Here is a 17294-nt window from a genome sequence, read left to right as displayed (position 1 = left end):
GCTGACCCCGGACACGCGAAAGGCCCCCGGTAAACCGGGGGCCTTCGTGGTGCCGGTCAGATCGCGTCGTGCGCCTTCGCCATACCGACGAACGCCTGCCAGGCCGCCGGCCGAAAGACCAACGCGGGCCCCAGCGGGTCCTTCGAGTCCCGCACGCCAACGACGTCGGGCAGGTTGTCTGCAACTTCGACGCAGTCGCCGCCGTTGCCGCTACTGCGGGTGCTCTTGCGCCACTGCGCGCCGGTCAGTTCCATGTCTTCGCCATCTCCGTAAGTAGGTCGACGGATTGCCAGTGGGACAGCGCCTCGCCGCGCACGTTCTCCCACGCCGCCAGCATCGCCGCTATGTCCTCCACACCGGTGCTTCCGTTCCCCCAGCCACGTCCCGAACCCGAACATGCGAAGGCCCCCGCAGCTCCTTGGAATCTAAGCGCCGGGGGCCGTTCGTGCTGCGCTGGTCAGCCGACGGGGCCGATCGCCTTCGCCAGGTCGACGAAGCCGGCCCATGCCGCCGGCCCGAAGGTCAGCGTCCCGCCGTCGCGGTCCTTGGTGTCGCGGACGAGGACGACGCCGGGGAGATTGTCGGCCACCTCGACGCACGAGCCCCCGTTGTTTCCGCTCTTCGTGCTCTTACGCCACTGTGCGCCGGTCATGTCCATGATCCCGCTGCTTTCCTGATCAGGTCTAGAGACTGGTGACGGGAAAGAGCTTCGCTTCGGATGCGCTCCCATCTGCGATTCAGCGTAGCAACGTCCGCAGCTCCATTTACGATCTGCGCCGGTGCCTGACTGTCGATGTGTGCGACCTGATCGCCGTCGGGCAGTTCGGCCACGATGAAGCCCCCGCCAAGGCCCGGATACATCCCGACGTCTTGCGGCACTACGAGCACTTGCACGGCGGGCAGCGCCGCACACTCGGCGAGGTGGGTCACCTGCTCACGCATCAGTGATCGGTCGCCGTATGCCGACTGATACAGGACAAGTTCGTGTACGACTGCGATCAGCAGGGGCGGGCGTTCGCGGCGGAGGATGGCCTGACGGTCGATGCGGGAGGCGACCACGTCGTCAACTTCGCTCCCCGTCAACGCTTCGCCCGCCAATGTCGCCCGCGCGTACGCCTCGGTCTGCAAGAGGCCGGGCACCCATGTGTGCTCGAACCAGCGAATCGCGAGGGCTTCGCGTTCCCAGTCGACCCACTCGCGCAGCCAGTGCGGTTCGCGACGTTTGAGGACATCCGGCCAGAGGTCCCCAACGTCCCTCCCAAGGATCGCGGCCAGCTTCGCGCGCCGACGGGGCTGCGGCACGCGTCCCGGGCTTATCCAGCGCGCTGCCGTCTTCGGATCAACCCCCGTCTGAGCTGCCAGGCTTTCGGCTGTCTCGCCAGATTCGGCCATGGCCGCCTGAAGTGCATGATTCATCCTGCCTCCAAGGAGAACATCCCGAACGTCCCCCGAGAATAGAGCAACGTCGTGTACTGATCCCGTCGCTCTCGGCAATGTGCTCTGTAGACGGCGCGGCCGGCAGGGACCCGAAACCCGGCGGACGCGTTCGTACCGGGGCCGCCCTGGACCTGCGCAGATCTTGGACAGTTCCGTTACGTGAGTTACGTGAGAACGGGAACTGTCCAAGATCTCGACGGGCAAACACTCACGGGGCGGCCTCTTCCCAAAGTTACGAGCAGGGGGAGCACCGTGCCGGACAAGCCGCCCGATCGGGAGCCCACGCCGAGGCCCAAGCCGCGGACGCCGCGCTCGGGTGACGTCCTGCACCTGACCCGCGCCGCGAGCGTGCAGTTCATCCACCCGATTCTCGTGCGGGTGATTCGGGTCCTCGACTGGCCGACGTACGACGGGTGGTTGTGGATCGACGCTTATCAACTGTCCGCGAAGGGCGACGCGGTCGCACGTCGGTCCCTGTTCGTGATGCCGGCCGGCCTGATCTGGCCCGGCACGCCCGCCCCGAAGACTGGTCGCCAAACCGCCCGCGCTTCCGTCAAGAGAGGTCCGGTGCGGGTCGGATGACCCGCCGCCCTCGCCCGCACCATCCGATGCGCCCGGCGTGGCTCTGCCGTAACTGCGCCGCTCCCTGGCCGTGCGTGCCAGCTCAGCTTCACCTCGCGACCGAGTTCTACGGTCATTCGATCGCCCTGGCTTTCTACCTGGCAGCCAACCTGCACGATGCGATTGACGACCTCTACTCCATAGGCGCTCGCCCTGACCTGCGAGCACTTCACGCCCGATTCCTGGGCTGGCTGCCCCTGGCCCGCCGACCACACCGCACCGACTCGCGCTGACCGGCCCCGCTGGTCGCGGCCGTCGGATGCGCAGGTCGAGCGCTACCAGCCACCCGTCAGGCCCGCTGCTCCTGTGCGGTGTGAGCCCCACTTGACAGGACCGAAACAGAAGGGACCCGGACCGGAAACCGCCCGGCGGCACGCTTTCCCGACATGACAGACGGTGCACGGTCGGCAACTCGACCGGGGTTGACGCCCCGGGAGGTGGCGACGCACTGCCCGTACTGCGCGCTGCAGTGCGGGATGACGCTGCGCCAGGACGACACTGGGGTGACGGTCCACCCGCGCCAGTTCCCCACCAACCGGGGCGGGCTCTGCCAGAAGGGTTGGACCTCCGCCGAGCTGCTCGACCACCCGGAGCGGCTGACCACCCCGCTGGTGCGCGACCCGGCCACCGGCGAGCTGCTCCCCGCGAGCTGGGACACCGCGCTCGATCGGGTGGTCACCGGCATCCGCGCCGTTCAGGACGACGCCGGCCCCGACGCGGTCGCCGTCTTCGGCGGTGGTGGCCTGACCAACGAGAAGGCGTACGCGCTGGGAAAGTTCGCCCGGATCGGGCTACACACCCGGCACATCGACTACAACGGACGGTTCTGCATGTCCTCGGCGGCAGCCGCCGGAATGCGCGCCTTCGGCATCGACCGAGGGCTGCCGTTCCCGCTCGCTGACCTGGGCCGGGCCGACACCCTGCTGCTGGTCGGAGCGAACCCGGCGGAGACCATGCCGCCGCTGGTGCGCTGGCTCACCGAGCAGCGCCGGGGCGGCGGCCAACTGATCGTCGTCGACCCCCGGGTCACCGCCACCGCCCGGCAGGCCGACCTGCACCTGCAACCGCTGCCCGGCACCGACCTCGCGGTGGCCAACGCGCTGCTGCACATCGCTCTCACCGAAGGTTGGGTCGACCGGGCGTACGTGGCGGACCGCACCACCGGGTTCGACGAGGTCCGCCGTGGCGTCGCCGCCTGGTGGCCAGCCCGCGCGGAGCAGCTCTCCGGGGTGCCGGTGGCCGACCTGGAGGCGACCGCCCGCGCGCTCGGCACCGGCGGTCGCGTGATCATCCTGACCGCGCGCGGCGCCGAGCAGCACGCCAAGGGGGTGGACACCGTCACCGCGTACGTCAATCTCGCCCTCGCCCTCGGCCTGCCCGGCCGCGACGGCTCGGGGTACGGCTGCCTCACCGGCCAAGGCAACGGCCAGGGTGGCCGGGAGCACGGGCAGAAGGCCGACCAGCTTCCCGGCTACCGGCGGATCGACGACCCGGCGGCCCGGGAGCACGTGGCGGGGGTCTGGGGGGTGCCGGCCGACGAGCTGCCCGGCCCCGGAGTTCCTGCCTACCAACTGCTCGACTCGCTCGGCACTGCGGGCGGCCCGCGCGCGTTGCTGGTGTTCGGGTCGAACCCGGTGGTCTCGGCACCCCGGGCAGGTCGGATCGAGAGCCGGCTGCGCGACCTCGACCTGCTGGTCGTCGCCGACCTCCTGCTCTCCGAGACGGCCGCGCTGGCCGACGTGGTGCTCCCCACCGCGCAGTGGGCCGAGGAGGACGGCACCATGACCAACCTCGAAGGTCGGGTGCTGCGCCGGCGCGCACTGCGCCCACCCCCGGCAGGCGTCCGGACCGACCTGGCGATCATCTCGGACCTGGCGGCGCGGCTGGCCCCCGACCAGGCTGCGGCCACCGACGCGGCGGCCCGCTTCCCGGCCGACCCCGGCACCGTCTTCGCCGAGCTGCGCCGCGCCTCCGCCGGTGGGGCCGCCGACTACGCCGGCATCAGCTGGGACCGGATCGACGCCGACGACGGCGTCTACTGGCCCTGCCCGACCGAGGACGGGCCGGACACGCCACGACTCTTCGCCGAGGAGTTCGCCACGCCGGACGGCCGGGCCCGTTTCCACCCCGTCGACCATCGGCCCGCCGCCGAGCAGGTCTGCGCCACGTACCCGCTGCACTTCACCACCGGCCGGGTGCTTGCGCAGTACCAGTCGGGCACCCAGACCCGACGGGTGGCCGCGCTGCGGCGGGCCGCCCCGGAGGCGTTCGTCGAGCTGCACCCCGACCTGGCCGCCCGGCTGGGCATCGACGACGGCGATCCGGTGCGGGTCACCTCGCGCCGAGGCGAGTTCCGCGCTCCGGCCCGGCTCAGCACCGGGATCCGACCGGACACCGTGTTCGCCCCGTTCCACTACGCGGGGGCAGGCCGGGCCAACTCGGTGACCAACGACGCGGTGGACCCGATCTCCGGGATGCCCGAATTCAAGATCTGCGCCGTCCGGGTGGAGAAGGCATGACCGCCCGGGTGGTCATCGTCGGCAACGGGATGGCGGGTGCGCGTCTCGCCGGGGAGCTGCACGCCCGGGAGGGCGACCGGAAGGTCACCGTGCTCGGGGCCGAGCCGCACCGCGCGTACAACCGGATCCTGCTCTCCACCCTGCTGGCCGGTCGGATCGACGAACCGGACGTGGAGCTGACCGAAGCCGCCGGGCACGGCGTCGACCTGCGCAGCGGCGTGCCGGTGACCGCCGTCGACAGGTCCGCCCGGGAGGTCCGCACCCACGACGGCGAACGAATCTCCTACGACCACCTGGTGCTGGCCACCGGCGCCCGTGCGGTGGTGCCGCCGCTGCCCGGCCTCGACCCGGCGAACCTGCCGGAGCGGGTGGTCCCCTTCCGGACCCTGGACGACTGCCGGCGGATCCTCGCTGCGGCGGACGGCGCCCGCAGCGCGCTGGTGCTCGGCGGCGGGCTGCTCGGCCTGGAGGCCGCCCGAGGGCTGGCCACCCGGGGCCTGGCCACCACAGTGGTGCACCCGCGAGCGCACCTCATGGAACGACAGCTCGACCCGACGGCCGGCGCGGTGCTCGCCGGCACGCTCGCCGGTTTCGGCGTCACCGTCCAGCTGGGGGTGTCGGCGACCGGCGTGGCCGCGGACGCCAGCGGCGTCCGCCTCGACCTGGCCGACGGCCGATCGTTGCGCGCCGACCTGCTGGTGCTCTCCTGCGGCGTACGCCCGGACACCGCCCTCGCGCAGGCCGCCGGCCTGACGGTGCGCCGCGGCGTGGTGGTGGACGACCGGCTGCGCACAAACGACCGGTCCATCTCGGCGATCGGCGACTGCGCCGAGCACGACGGCGCGCTCACCGGGCTGGTCGCGCCGGCCTGGGCCCAGGCCCAGGTGCTCGCCGACGTGCTCACCGGGACGGACCCACTGGCCCGGTACCGGCCCCGGCCGGCGGTGACCCGACTCAAGGCCGCCGGGATCGACCTCGCCTCGATGGGTGACGCGGCCAGCGGCGGGCCGAGCGAGGAGCTGACCTTCGCCGACCCCGCCCGGGGCACGTACGCCCGGCTGCGGATCCGGGACGAGCGGCTGGTCGGCGCGATCCTGCTCGGCGACAACCCGGCCGTCGGCACGGTCATCCAACTCTTCGACCGTGGCCACCCGGTGCCGAGTGACCGGCGGGCGCTGCTGCTGGGCCGGTCACTCGGCGCGGTCGGCGCGACCCCGGCCGCCTCACCGGCGCTGATGCCGGACGCGGCCACGGTCTGTCAGTGCAACACGGTGAGCAAGGGCGCACTCGTCAGAAGCTGGCGCTCCGGCGCCCGGACGGTCGACGCGGTGGTGGCCGCGACCCGGGCCGGCACCGGATGCGGCGGATGCCGGGACGCGGTGACCGGCATCGTCGACTGGCTCAGCCAAGCGGAATCGGTGGAGGTGACGCGATGAGCGGCGGAGATCTGGTCGTCATCGGCAACGGCATGGTCGGGCAGCGCTTCGTGGACGCGCTGCACGCCCGAGACCCACAGGGCAGCTGGCGGGTGACCGTGCTGGCCGAGGAGGACCGCCCGGCGTACGACCGGGTGCGGCTCTCGGCGTACTTCGACGGGGTGAGTGAGAGCGAACTCAACCTGCACACCCCACACGACGGGGTGCGGCTGCGACTCGGCGAGCCGGCCACCGCGGTCGACCGGGATCGACAGGTGGTGACCACCGCCGTCGGCGAATACCGTTACGACGCGCTGGTGCTGGCCACCGGGTCGTACGCGTTCGTGCCACCGGTGGCCGGCACGGAGCTGCCCGGGGTCTTCGTCTACCGGACTCTCGACGACCTGGCGGCGATCCGGGCGTACGCGCGGGGCCGGCGGGTCGGCGCGGTGATCGGCGGTGGGCTGCTCGGTCTGGAGGCCGCGAACGCGCTGCGGCTGCTCGGCCTGAGCACCGACGTGGTCGAGTTTGCGCCCCGGTTGATGCCGGTACAGGTGGACCAGGCCGGCGGCGCGATGCTCCGCCGCTACGTCGACGAGTTGGGCGTACGTACCCATCTCGGGGTGGCGACCACAGCGATCCGTCCCGGCCCGGACGGCGGTGTCGCGGCCCTGGAACTCTCCGACGGCACTGCCCTCGACGCCGATCTGGTGGTGGTGGCCGCCGGCATCCGACCCCGGGACCAGTTGGCCCGGGACGCCGGTCTGCCGCTGGGCCCGCGCGGCGGGGTGCTTGTCGACGCGACCTGCCGCACCGCCGACGAACGGATCTGGGCTGTCGGCGAGTGCGCGGCGGTGGACGGCACCTGCCACGGTCTCGTCGCGCCGGGGTACGCGACGGCCGAGGTGGTGGCCGACCGGCTGGTCGGCGGCGCGGCGACCTTCCCGGGTGCGGACACCGCCACCAAGCTCAAGCTGCTCGGCGTCGACGTGGCCTCGTTCGGCGACGCCCACGGCGCGACCGAGGGCTGCCTGGACGTCACCTTCACCGACCCGGCCACCCGGGTATACGCGAAGCTGGTCCTCTCCGACGACGCGCACACCCTGCTCGGCGGGGTGCTGGTCGGTGACGCCAGCGCGTACCCGACGTTGCGGGCCAGTGTGGGCGGCCCGCTGCCGGCCGCGCCACTGGCGCTGCTCGCCCCGGACGGTGGTGGGGCGGACGCCGGTGCGCTGCCCGCCACCGCCCAGGTCTGCTCCTGCAACGCGGTGACCCGGGGCGACGTGGACGCCGCAATCGCCGACGGTTGCGCGGACGTGCCGGCGTTGAAGGCGTGCACCCGGGCCGGCACCAGCTGCGGATCGTGTGTGCCGATGCTCAAGCAGCTCCTGGACGCGGCCGGGGTGGCGCAGTCCAGCGCGCTCTGCGAGCACTTCGACGTCAGCCGACGGGAGCTGTTCGAGATCGTCCGGGTACGCGGCATCCGCACCTTCTCGCGGCTGATCGCCGAGCACGGTCGGGGCCGGGGCTGCGACATCTGCAAGCCGGTGGTGGCGTCGATCCTCGCCTCGCTGGGCAGCGGGCACGTGCTCGACGGCGAGCAGGCGTCGTTGCAGGACACCAACGACCACTTCCTGGCCAACCTGCAACGCGACGGCAGTTACTCGGTGGTGCCCCGGATCCCCGGCGGCGAGATCACCCCGGAGAAGCTGATCGTGATCGGTGAGGTCGCCCGAGACTTCCAGCTCTACACGAAGATCACCGGCGGGCAGCGGATCGATCTGTTCGGGGCACGGGTGGAGCAGCTGCCACAGATCTGGCGGCGGCTGGTCGACGCCGGCTTCGAGTCCGGCCACGCGTACGGCAAGGCGCTGCGGACGGTGAAGTCGTGCGTCGGCGAGACCTGGTGCCGGTACGGAGTGCAGGACTCGGTGGGGCTGGCCGTCGCGCTGGAGCTGCGTTATCGCGGGCTGCGCGCGCCGCACAAGCTCAAGTCGGCGGTCTCCGGTTGCGCCCGGGAATGCGCGGAGGCGCGCAGCAAGGACTTCGGCATCATCGCCACCGAGACCGGCTGGAATCTCTACGTCGGTGGCAACGGAGGCTTCCGGCCCCGGCACGCCGACCTGTTCGCCACTGATTTGTCGACAGAAACTCTGATTCGACTAATCGATAGATTTTTAATGTATTACATCCGTACCGCCGACCGGCTGCAACGCACGGCCGGCTGGGTCGAGGCGATGGACGGCGGCCTGGACCACCTGCGCTCGGTGATCGTGGACGACTCGCTCGGGCTCTGCGCCGACCTCGACGCGGCGATGGCCCGGCACGTGTCGTCGTACTCCGACGAGTGGCGCGACGTGCTGGACGACCCGGATCGGCTGCGCCGCTACACCTCCTTCGTCAACGCCCCCGACGTGCCCGACCCGTCAATCACCTTCACCCGGGAACGCGGCCAGCCAGTGCCCGTACGCGCTGACGGCCCGCCCGGCGGTCACCGCCGGCAACCCGTCACGCTCGGCCTTCCGGAGGTACGGCGATGAACCAGACCAGCACACTCGACTGGACCGCCGTCTGTGCACTGCACCGGTTGGAACCGGACCGGGGCGTCGCCGCACTCGTCGACGGGGTACAGGTCGCCCTCTTCCGGACTGCCGACGGGCTGTTCGCGATCGACAACCGCGACCCGGTCTCCGGGGCGTACGTGCTTTCCCGGGGCATCGTCGGCAGCCGTAGCGGAGCGCCCACGGTCGCCTCACCGCTGCACAAGCAGGTGTACGACCTGCGCAGCGGGCACTGCCTCGACCTGCCCGGGGTGGCCGTGGCCCGGCACGAGGCGCGTTGCCGAAACGGGCTGGTCGAGGTGCGGCTGCGACAGGAGGGTTGATGCGCGAAGAACTGGCGGGCTTCACCATCGGGGTGACCGCCGACCGGCGGCGCGACGAGTTGGCGGCGCTGCTCGAACGACGGGGCGCCCGGGTGGTGCTCGCCCCGGCGTTGCGGATCGTGCCGTTGTCCGACGACACCGAGCTACGCGAGGCGACCCGCGCCTGCCTCGACCAACCGCCGGACATCCTGATGGCCAACACGGGCATCGGCATGCGCGGCTGGCTGGAGGCGGCCGAGGGCTGGGGGCTGGCCGAGCCGCTGCGCTCCGTGCTGGCCAGCTCGTACGTGGTGGCACGCGGGCCGAAGGCGCGCGGCGCGATCCGGGCGGCCGGGTTGCACGACCAGTGGTCGCCCGCCTCGGAGAGCTGCGACGAGGTCGTCGACCATCTGCGCCGACGTGGCGTGGCCGGGCAGGTGATCGCCATGCAGCTGCACGGCGAGCGGCAGCCCGAGTGCACGCTCGCGCTGGAAGCGGCGGGCGCAACGGTCATCGAGGTGCCGGTCTACCGCTGGGCGCCGCCGACCGACCCGGCCCCGCTGCACCGGTTGATCGACCTGATCGCCGGCCGGTTGGTGGACGCGGTGACGTTCACCTCGGCGCCGGCGGCCGAGGCGTTGCTGCGGGCGGCCGGGGACCGTACCGAGGCGGTGTTGTCCGCGTTGCGCGGCGACGTGCTGGCCAGCTGCGTCGGCGCGGTGACCGCCGAGCCGCTGCTGCGGCACGGGGTGCCGGTGAGCGCGCCGGGACGAGCCCGGTTGGGTGCGCTGGTGCGGACCATCGTCGACGAGTTGCCCCGTCGGACCGTGACGTTCAAGGCAGGCGGGCATCTGCTCACGTTGCGCGGGCACGCCGCGGTGATCGACGGTGAGTTGCGGCCGCTCGCGCCCGCGCCGATGGCGGTGCTGCGGGCGCTGGCCCAGTCCCCCGGTCGGGTGCTGTCCCGCACAGCGTTGCTGCGGACGTTGCCCCGGGGCGCGGACGAACACGCCGTGGAGATGGCCGTCGCCCGCCTACGGGCCGGCCTGCGCGCGCCCCGAGTGGTGCAGACCGTGGTGAAGCGCGGCTACCGCCTCCAGGTCGACTGAACGCGTCACGGCCGGCCGTCGTGGGCCGGCCGTGACGCGACGGTTCAGCCGACCGGCGTGGGGAAGCCCCGCCCGTGCTCGGACTGGAGCCGGAGCATGGCGTGCTCGACCACCGTCACCAGCACCTGCTTGACCGAGTCCCGGTGCCGGGCGTCGGTCATCACCAACGGCACCTGCGGCGAGATGGCCAGCGCCTCGCGCACCTCATCCAGCTCGTACTGGGGGGCGCCGTCGAACCGGTTCAGCGCCACCACGTACGGCAGTTTGCGGTTCTCGAAGTAGTCCAGCGGGGCGAACGCGTCGGTGATCCGGCGGGTGTCCACCAGCACGGCGGCGCCCACCGCCCCCCGGATGATCTCGTCCCACATGAACCAGAACCGGGTCTGACCGGGCGTACCGAAGAGGTACAGGATCAGGTCCTGGGCCATCGTGATACGGCCGAAGTCCATGGCGACCGTGGTGGTCTCCTTGCCCGGCACCTTGGACGGATCGTCGATGCCGACACCCGCCGCGGTCATCAACGCCTCGGTGGTCAGCGGTGTGATCTCGGAGATCGCCCCGACCAGTGTCGTCTTACCGACGCCGAAGCCGCCCGCGACGACGATCTTCGCGGAGACGATTCCCCGGCCCGGCCGCCCCCCTGCGGGGTCATAGCCTGCGAAGTCCACTTAGCACCCTTCCAAGCAGTTCCATCCGCTCCTCGAACCCCTCGGCGGGAGCAGCAGTGTGTAACGTCAGCAGGCTCTCGGCCACCATGTCGGCGACCAACACCCGGGCGACGCCTAGCGGCATCCGGGTGTATGCGGCGATCTCCGCCAGCGATTGTGCTCGGCCCTCACAGACCGTGGCGATGCGGTGCTTGTCATGCCCAGCGAAACGGGACTCGGCGACCTGGGTGGGTGAGGCGGTGAGGACGGCTTCGAGGGCGATGTCCTGCCGGGGCTCGGTACGCCCACGGGTGACCGCGTACGGACGCACCAGCGCGCCGCGCGGGTCAGCGCGTCGTTGGTCCATCCCCGATCACCTCCTCATCCCTCGTCGAGCCGGACTGCGCCGTCTCTTGTCCCTGGTCCGGCGCTCGGAACGAGCGCCGGCTTGCCGTGCTAAGAACGCACCGCGTCGCGTGGCAGCGGCACCAGCGCGGCACCCACCCGCTCGACCAGCAGGGCCATCTCGTAGCCCACCTGGCCCACGTCGCAGCTGCGCGCGGCCAGCACGGCCATCGAAGAGCCGTCGCTGATCGACATCAGGAAGAGGTACCCGCTGTCCATCTCGATGACTGTCTGCAACACCCCGCCCGCGCTGAACATCCGGGCCGCGCCCTCGGTCAGGCTCACCACGCCGGAGGTGATCGCAGCGAGCTGGTCCGCCCGGTCCCCCGGCAGATCCCGGGAGGACGCGAGCAGCAGCCCGTCGGCGGACACCGCCACCACGTGGGCGATGCCTGCCACGCTGTCGGCGAAGTTGGTGAGCAGCCAACCCATGTCCTGCATGGCAGCTGGCCTGTTCATCGGCTCTCCTTGGTCGAGGTGCTGTTCAGGTCCGTTCCGGCCGACCGACCGCGCTGCACACCACGGTGGTAGGCCGACAGCAGACCACGTACTTCATCAGGGGTCCGCCGGCTGCGGTCGCGGCCGCTCTTCGGTTCGATCCCACCCGGCACGAGCTGTGCCTGCGGCGTCCGCTTGGGCAACCCGGATCGCGTGGTGCCGGCGGGAGCTGGCTCGGCGGCCCGACTGGCTCGGGACCAGCCCTCGTCCGCCGCCGTCCGCCAGGCATCGGGGTCCACGGCCGGCGCGGCCGGGGCCGGGGCCGGGGCCGTCCGGGCAGCCGGGGGCGGGGTGTACGACGGCGGAGCCGATGGCCGCGCGTTGAACCCATCGGTGGTCGTGGTGTCGGTGTTGGAGTTGCCCGGGGTGCGGGTCGGCAGTTTCGGTCGAGCCGGTGCCGCGGCCGGCACGGACGCGGCACTCGGCAGGCTCCCGTTGCCCGCGCGCGGGCCGGCGTCGGCCGGAGCGGCGGTGGCGGGCGCCGGCGGCTCGTCGAAGTTGGGCCGGGTGAAGATCGCGGTGGCGTCGTTGCCGTGCGACCGGAACCAGACCGCCTCCATCTCCCGGAAGATCGGAGCCTCGGCGGGGAAATCGGGTCGGGTGCTGACCGGTGCGGCGGGCAGCGACTGCGGAGCCGGCGGTGCCGGCGGTGCCACCGCGCCAGGCCCGGCGACCGGCCCGACCGGAAGGCCCTGGACGCCGTGCCCATCCGCGGCATCCGCGGTGGAGCCACGCCGAGGCAGCGGGTCGATGGTCGGGTAGGCCACCGTCGGGCTGCCCATCGAGGCGCCCGCGCCGTTGCTGTAGGCCGGGCGGGCCGGCGGAAGCGGGGCGGCGGGTGCCGGGGCAGCCGGCGCGGGTACGGGTGGCATGGTCGAGCGCGGGCTGGTGTAGCCACCCGCCTGTACGGCCGGAGTGGTGTCCCGCGAGTCCAGCGGCGACTGCCACTGGGCGGGGGCCGGAGCGCTGGTCCGCCACTGGTCGGGCAGCGTCGCGGCCGACGTGGCGGCACCGGAGAACTGCTCGGCGTGACCGATCGGGGTGAGCGGCGTCTGCTCCACGGCCATCGGCTGACGCGGCCGGGTGAGCACCTGCTCGCGGCCCCGGTTGCTGGGCAGCACCACGGTGGCGGCGGGCAGCGTCACCTGGGCGACGGTGCCGCCCTCGACGTTGCGGCGCAGCTCCACCCGGATGCCGTAGCGGGAGGCGAGCCGACTCACCACGGCCAGACCCATCAGGCGGAACGCGGCGACGTCGACGCTCGGCGCGGCGGCCAGCCGGCGGTTGAGCGAGTCGAGCTGATCGTCGGTGAGGCCGAGCCCACGGTCCTCGATCTGGATCAGGACGTAGTCGCGGATCCGGCGACCGTCGGCGACCACGGTGGTGTTCGGCGGCGAGAACCGGGTGGCGTTGTCGAGGAGTTCGGCGACGAGGCGGACCACGTCGTTGACCGCGTGCGCGGCCACCGAGATGTCGGTGTCCACCGTCCCGAACTCGATGCGGTTGTACAGCTCCACCTCAGACTGGGCGGCGCGCAGGATATCTACCACCAACGCGTTGTCGTGACGCGGTGCGGCGGAGTCGGCCCCGGCCAGGACCAGCAGGTTCTCGTCGTTGCGGCGCATTCGAGTGGCCAGGTGGTCCAGCTCGAAGAGCTGCGCGAGCCGCTTCGGGTCCTCCTCGCCGCGCTCGATCGCGTCCAGCTCGCCGATCATCCGGTCGACCAGGGTCTGACTACGGCGGGCCAGGTTGAGGAACATCGCGGAGACGCTGGTACGCAGTGCCGCCTGCTCGGCGGCGACCCGGACCGCCTCCCGGTGTACGACGTTGAAGGCCAGCGCCACCTGCCCGACCTCGTCGCGGGTGTTGAGCTGGATGGGATCCCGGACCTGCCGGACGATCTCGTCCACCCCGCCGTCACCCACGCTGCCCATGTTCTGCAGCCGCTGCACCGCGTCGGGCAGGTCGTGGTTGGCCACCGAGAGGGCGCCCTCACGCAGCCGGCGCAGCGAGTGGTTGAGCGAGCGGGCCAGCACGACGGCGAGCGAGACGGCGATGAGCAGAGTCAGCAGCACCAGGGTCGACTCGACCACGGCCTGCCGGATGACGTCCGAGCGCGCCTCGTCGGCCTGCTGGAGCAGTCGGTCCTGCAGTTGGATCTCGGCCCAGCGCATCAGGTCGTTCACGGCGCCGATGGCAGCGGTGGCGTCCTGCGCGGAGACCAGGGCACGCTGCCCGACCGAGCGGGTGATGTCGGTGGCCACCCGGTCGGACAGGCCGACCGCGTCACCGGAGACGGTGCTGTCGACCAGGGAACGCTGCACCGGGTCGGCTGCCAGGGAGAAGGAGACCAGTGCCTCCTGCTGGCTGGTCAACGTTGCCACGAAGGAGGAGAACTGCTCCGAGTCGAGCTGACCGGCCGTGAGCGCGGTGAAGGCCACCGCCTCTTCCTCGGCGACGGCGGCCTTGGCGCGGGCGAAGGAGGCGACCGCCCGGCGGCTGTCCGCCAGGCTCTCGTCACCGGGGAGCTGGGCCAGGCCGTCACCGTAGGAGACCATGTCGGTGATGATGACTCCGTAGCGGAGCACCGCCTCGGCGACCGCCATCTGCCGGCGGTCCAGCACCTCTTGCCGGGTGCTGTCCAGGGTGGCCAGGTGGTCGTCGATGGCCTTCAGCCGGTCCCGCAGGGCCGCCGGCACCTCACCGATTTCGCCCCGCTCGGCGCGGTACGCGTCCACCTGCTGCTGCGTCTTGCGGACTCGCAGGTTGTACGCGTCGGCCGTCTGCTGCGGGTTGGCCAGGAACGCGGCCGCGGCCATCCGTTCGGCCTGGAGGTCCTGCGTCAGGGCGCTGACGTCGATGGAGAGAGCCGTCAGTGACCGGGCCCGGGTGGCGTCGAAGGCACCCTCGCCGACGGAGATCAGGCGGACCGTGGCCAGCGCGATCACCGCCGCCACCGGGACAACCAGGATCAGCGCCAGTTTGGACCGGATCCGGGCGTCCCGCAGCCTCGGCAACCGTCGGCGAGTACGCCGACCGCCATCGCCGAGCGCGGGCAGAGTCGTCGGTCCGGTGCTCACGACATCGCCTCCGTCGTTTCTTCCCCGCTTGAACCCCCGAGCCATGCCGTAAGCGGAGGGGACCACGCGCGGCACGGCCGCGATTTCATCAGAGAAGATCCTGTTTGGGAAGCCGCAGTGAGGTAGGAAACGGTCGGAGGGAGCGCATCCCGTGATCCGGGCAACTGATACCTTCATTTCCGCAGGCCCCTGAACAGGGCATGTGACTCCAGAGTGGTGACGCGTGTATGCAAAGTGAGCTTTTGCAAACATTGCGTTACCCCAGCATGTGGGATGGCCGTCCCGAAAATGCAGCCGGGGTCCGCGCTTGACCACAGCGCCGGCCATTGGCAAGGTTTTGCAGGCTTCGCGCACACACCGTACGTCAGAGGAGATCCCGTCCTCCACTGAGGACGGATTAGCGGCGGTGACCGGGCAGCGCCCGCGCCCGCACCTGGAGGACTGAGTTGAGCCCCATCCGCTCCGCGACCATCGCGGCGCTCGCATCGGCCGTAGTGGCCACCACGCTCACCGGCTGCCAGTTTGGTGGAGCGGAGCAGGACACAAGTCCGATCGTGATCGCCGTTGACCTCGAACTGTCCGGCGCTGCGGCCCCGGTTGGCCGGACATACCAGCGAGCCCTCGAACTCAAGCGCGATCAGTTGAACGCCTCTGGGGCGCTCAACGGCCGGAAGGTCGAGCTGAAGGTGAAGGACAACCGTTCCGACTCAGCCGAGTCACTTCGCAACATCGTCGACTTCAGCAGCGATTCACGGGTCAGTGCCATCATCATGGGCGGCTGCAACGAATGTGCCGTCGGCGCAGTCGGGACCATCAACGAGAAGCAGATTCCCACTATTGCGCTGGCCGCTTCCGGTGCGATCGCCAGCCCAGTCGCCGCTCGGCGCTACATGTTCAAGCTGGGCCCCAACGCCCAGGACAGCGCCGCCGCACTGACCACCGAACTGCGTCGTAACAACATCCGCAAGGTGGGGATGCTGGTCAGTGACGACGACTACGGTCGGGAGGGCGCGACCGCACTCAAGAGCGAGCTGGACAAGGCCAGAATCACGCTCCGCGAGCAGCGGGCCAAGACCACCGACACCGACGTCAGCCAGCAGGTCCAGCAGCTCGCGTCGGGCAAGCCCGACGCGCTGGTCTTCTGGACCTCTCCGGAGCAGGCGACGCTGGCCGCCACCAGCGCCCAGCAGACCACCTTCCGTGGATCGCTCTACTTCGACGCGGGGGCGGCCGGTGACCTCTTCCTCGGCGCAGCGGCCAAGGCGACCGAGAAGGCCACGCTGATCTTCACGCAGACCATGGTGATCGACGACGTGATCGCGACCACGCCGGCCAAGGCGGCGCGGCGGCAGTGGTTCCAGGACTACACGGCACGCTTCGGTGGCTACAACGGGTCCTCGTCCTTCGCCGCCGATGCCATCCAGCTGATCGCCGACGCGGAACTGCGCGCCGGTGGCGAGGTCGGGAAGGTGAACCGCAACGGCCTTCGGGACGTGCTAGAGACGTCCCAGATGGACGGCCTCTCCGGCCCGATCCGGATGACGCCGGACAACCACAGCGGCCTGATGCCGCAGGCGCTCACCACGCTTGTCGCCCGTAATGGGCGCTGGCGGTTGGCGGGGTAACGCTTCTGGCCTTTCATCTGGCGGGCTCGTCGGGTGCCAGGTGGGGGTGTGGCCGACCGTGCCCGGCTCCGGGCGGTCAGGCTTGATCCCTCCGCCGGGCACGGTCGGCCACACCTAGCTCGCCTGCGGCTTCGACGGAACGGGCCGGCCTCCTACCGGGAGGCCGGCCCTTTCGTTTCTGGGGGGGTGTTCTCTTTTGTTGGGTTAGCGGCTGCTTGTGGTTTCTCGAACCCAGGGCAGGGCGATCCGCTCGATCAGCAGGAGCGCCGAGTAGAGCAGGATGCTCACAAGTGCCACCAGCATGATCGCCGCCCAGGCGGTGGCGGTGTCGCCGTTGCCGGCGTACTGGGTGATGAGGTAGCCGAGGCCGCGCTCGCCGGCCTGGAACTCACCGATCACCGCGCCGATCGCGGCCAGCGGCATGGCCACCTTGAGCCCGACGAAGATCTGCGGCAACGCGGCCGGGAAGCGCACCTTGCGGAAGGCCTGCCAGCGGGAGGCGTTCCAGGAGCGCACCAACTCGGCCAGGTCGGCCGGCGTGGTGGTCAGCCCGGTCGCGGTGGAGAGCACGATCGGGAAGAAGCACAGCAGGAACACCATGGTCAGGATCGGCTTCTGACCCCAGCCGAGCGCCACCACCAGCAGCGGGCCCAGCGTGATCTTCGGCACTGCGTTCACCGCGACCAGCAGCGGCGTGAACATCCGCTCCACAGCGCGGGAGCTGGCCAGGGAGAGCCCGATCAGCACACCGGCGGCCACCGAGAGGGCGAAGCCGGTCAGGATCTCCAGCATCGTGTCCCAGGTGTGCTCCAGCAGCTGGGCGGGCTTCTCGACGAACGCGCCGAGCACGTCGCCGGGGGGCGGCAGGGCGGCAGGGTGGACCAGCTCCAGTCGGGCGATCAGCCACCACACGGCCAACGCGATCAGGATGCCGACCACGGGTAGCGCCGCCCCGGCCCCGGCCCGCAGACCGGCACCTCGACCCACGCGCCCCGCCTCGGGACCGGCACCAGGGGGTGGAGGTTGCGCCACCACCGGGTCCGCTGACCGGACGTCGGTCATCTCTGTCCTCCTC

General features: G+C 71.3%; 15 protein-coding genes and 1 pseudogene. 7 read left to right on the top strand and 9 right to left on the bottom strand.

All coding sequences use genetic code 11. From position 1 onward, the window contains the following. Positions 1–56: 56 nt before the first annotated feature. From IF46_RS0118715 to IF46_RS0118700, 4 genes and pseudogenes are all read right to left on the bottom strand, one after another. Entirely contained in the window at positions 57–254 is a 198-nt protein-coding gene (locus tag IF46_RS0118715) for a DUF397 domain-containing protein (RefSeq protein ID WP_030489633.1), read from the bottom strand. After that, positions 245–349, bottom strand: a pseudogene (locus tag IF46_RS34460) (XRE family transcriptional regulator); the annotation flags it as partial. The pseudogene IF46_RS34460 and the gene IF46_RS0118715, both read right to left, overlap by 10 nt. A 108-nt stretch (positions 350–457) precedes the next feature. Beyond that, complete coding sequence (locus tag IF46_RS0118705; RefSeq protein WP_030489632.1) at positions 458–652, bottom strand: DUF397 domain-containing protein; 195 nt, start codon at positions 650–652, stop codon at positions 458–460. Then, a complete protein-coding gene (locus IF46_RS0118700; protein WP_030489631.1) occupies positions 649–1416 on the bottom strand; it encodes a helix-turn-helix domain-containing protein in 768 nt (255 codons plus the stop codon). The genes IF46_RS0118705 and IF46_RS0118700 overlap by 4 nt, the downstream gene beginning before the upstream one ends. Positions 1417–1689: 273 nt before the next feature. On the opposite strand from IF46_RS0118700, the gene IF46_RS0118695 reads away from it, so the two are divergent. The 6 genes from IF46_RS0118695 (at position 1690) to IF46_RS0118665 (ending at position 9964) form a co-directional block, all read left to right on the top strand. After that, positions 1690–2019, top strand: coding sequence for a hypothetical protein (locus IF46_RS0118695; RefSeq protein ID WP_051724000.1), 330 nt, complete (start codon positions 1690–1692; stop codon positions 2017–2019). 425 nt (positions 2020–2444) lie between these two features. Further along, positions 2445–4577: a molybdopterin oxidoreductase family protein gene (locus IF46_RS0118685; RefSeq protein WP_051723999.1), complete on the top strand. Its 2133-nt coding sequence runs from the start codon at positions 2445–2447 to the stop codon at positions 4575–4577. Continuing rightward, on the top strand, positions 4574–6013 hold the full coding sequence (locus tag IF46_RS0118680) for an FAD-dependent oxidoreductase (RefSeq protein ID WP_030489627.1): 1440 nt from the start codon (positions 4574–4576) through the stop codon (positions 6011–6013). The genes IF46_RS0118685 and IF46_RS0118680 overlap by 4 nt, the downstream gene beginning before the upstream one ends. After that, positions 6010–8532, top strand: a complete 2523-nt coding sequence (nirB, locus tag IF46_RS0118675; protein WP_030489626.1) for a nitrite reductase large subunit NirB — start codon at positions 6010–6012, stop codon at positions 8530–8532. Before IF46_RS0118680 ends, nirB begins: the two co-directional genes overlap by 4 nt. Further along, a complete protein-coding gene (gene nirD / locus IF46_RS0118670) occupies positions 8529–8876 on the top strand; it encodes a nitrite reductase small subunit NirD (RefSeq protein ID WP_030489625.1) in 348 nt (115 codons plus the stop codon). The genes nirB and nirD overlap by 4 nt, the downstream gene beginning before the upstream one ends. Continuing rightward, positions 8876–9964 carry a uroporphyrinogen-III synthase gene (locus IF46_RS0118665; protein WP_030489624.1) on the top strand — a complete coding sequence of 363 codons (1089 nt, stop codon included), beginning with the start codon at positions 8876–8878 and terminating at the stop codon, positions 9962–9964. The genes nirD and IF46_RS0118665 overlap by 1 nt, the downstream gene beginning before the upstream one ends. Before the next feature lie 44 nt (positions 9965–10008). On the opposite strand, the gene IF46_RS0118660 is transcribed toward IF46_RS0118665, so the two are convergent. The 4 genes from IF46_RS0118660 to IF46_RS0118645 all read right to left on the bottom strand — a co-directional run bounded on the left by IF46_RS0118660 (position 10009) and on the right by IF46_RS0118645 (position 14594). Further along, positions 10009–10632, bottom strand: a complete 624-nt coding sequence (locus IF46_RS0118660) for a GTP-binding protein (RefSeq protein ID WP_030489623.1) — start codon at positions 10630–10632, stop codon at positions 10009–10011. After that, on the bottom strand, positions 10613–10978 hold the full coding sequence (locus IF46_RS0118655) for a DUF742 domain-containing protein (RefSeq protein ID WP_007465174.1): 366 nt from the start codon (positions 10976–10978) through the stop codon (positions 10613–10615). Before IF46_RS0118655 ends, IF46_RS0118660 begins: the two co-directional genes overlap by 20 nt. Positions 10979–11067: 89 nt before the next feature. Next, positions 11068–11475 carry a roadblock/LC7 domain-containing protein gene (locus IF46_RS0118650; RefSeq protein ID WP_007465177.1) on the bottom strand — a complete coding sequence of 136 codons (408 nt, stop codon included), beginning with the start codon at positions 11473–11475 and terminating at the stop codon, positions 11068–11070. After that, positions 11472–14594: a sensor histidine kinase gene (locus tag IF46_RS0118645; RefSeq protein ID WP_030489622.1), complete on the bottom strand. Its 3123-nt coding sequence runs from the start codon at positions 14592–14594 to the stop codon at positions 11472–11474. The genes IF46_RS0118650 and IF46_RS0118645 overlap by 4 nt, the downstream gene beginning before the upstream one ends. A gap of 446 nt (positions 14595–15040) precedes the next feature. Here IF46_RS0118645 and IF46_RS0118640 point away from each other — a divergent pair, with 446 nt between their 5' ends. Then, complete coding sequence (locus tag IF46_RS0118640; RefSeq protein WP_030489621.1) at positions 15041–16219, top strand: ABC transporter substrate-binding protein; 1179 nt, start codon at positions 15041–15043, stop codon at positions 16217–16219. A gap of 204 nt (positions 16220–16423) precedes the next feature. Here IF46_RS0118640 and IF46_RS0118635 read toward each other — a convergent pair whose 3' ends face one another. Continuing rightward, positions 16424–17281, bottom strand: a complete 858-nt coding sequence (locus IF46_RS0118635) for an ABC transporter permease (protein WP_030489620.1) — start codon at positions 17279–17281, stop codon at positions 16424–16426. Between the last annotated feature and the right edge of the window lie 13 nt (positions 17282–17294).

Source organism: Micromonospora chokoriensis, from assembly GCF_000718555.1.
GTDB lineage: Bacteria > Actinomycetota > Actinomycetes > Mycobacteriales > Micromonosporaceae > Micromonospora > Micromonospora chokoriensis_B.
Note: the sequence above shows the minus strand (reverse complement) of the source record. Positions and strands in the feature narration are given on the sequence as shown.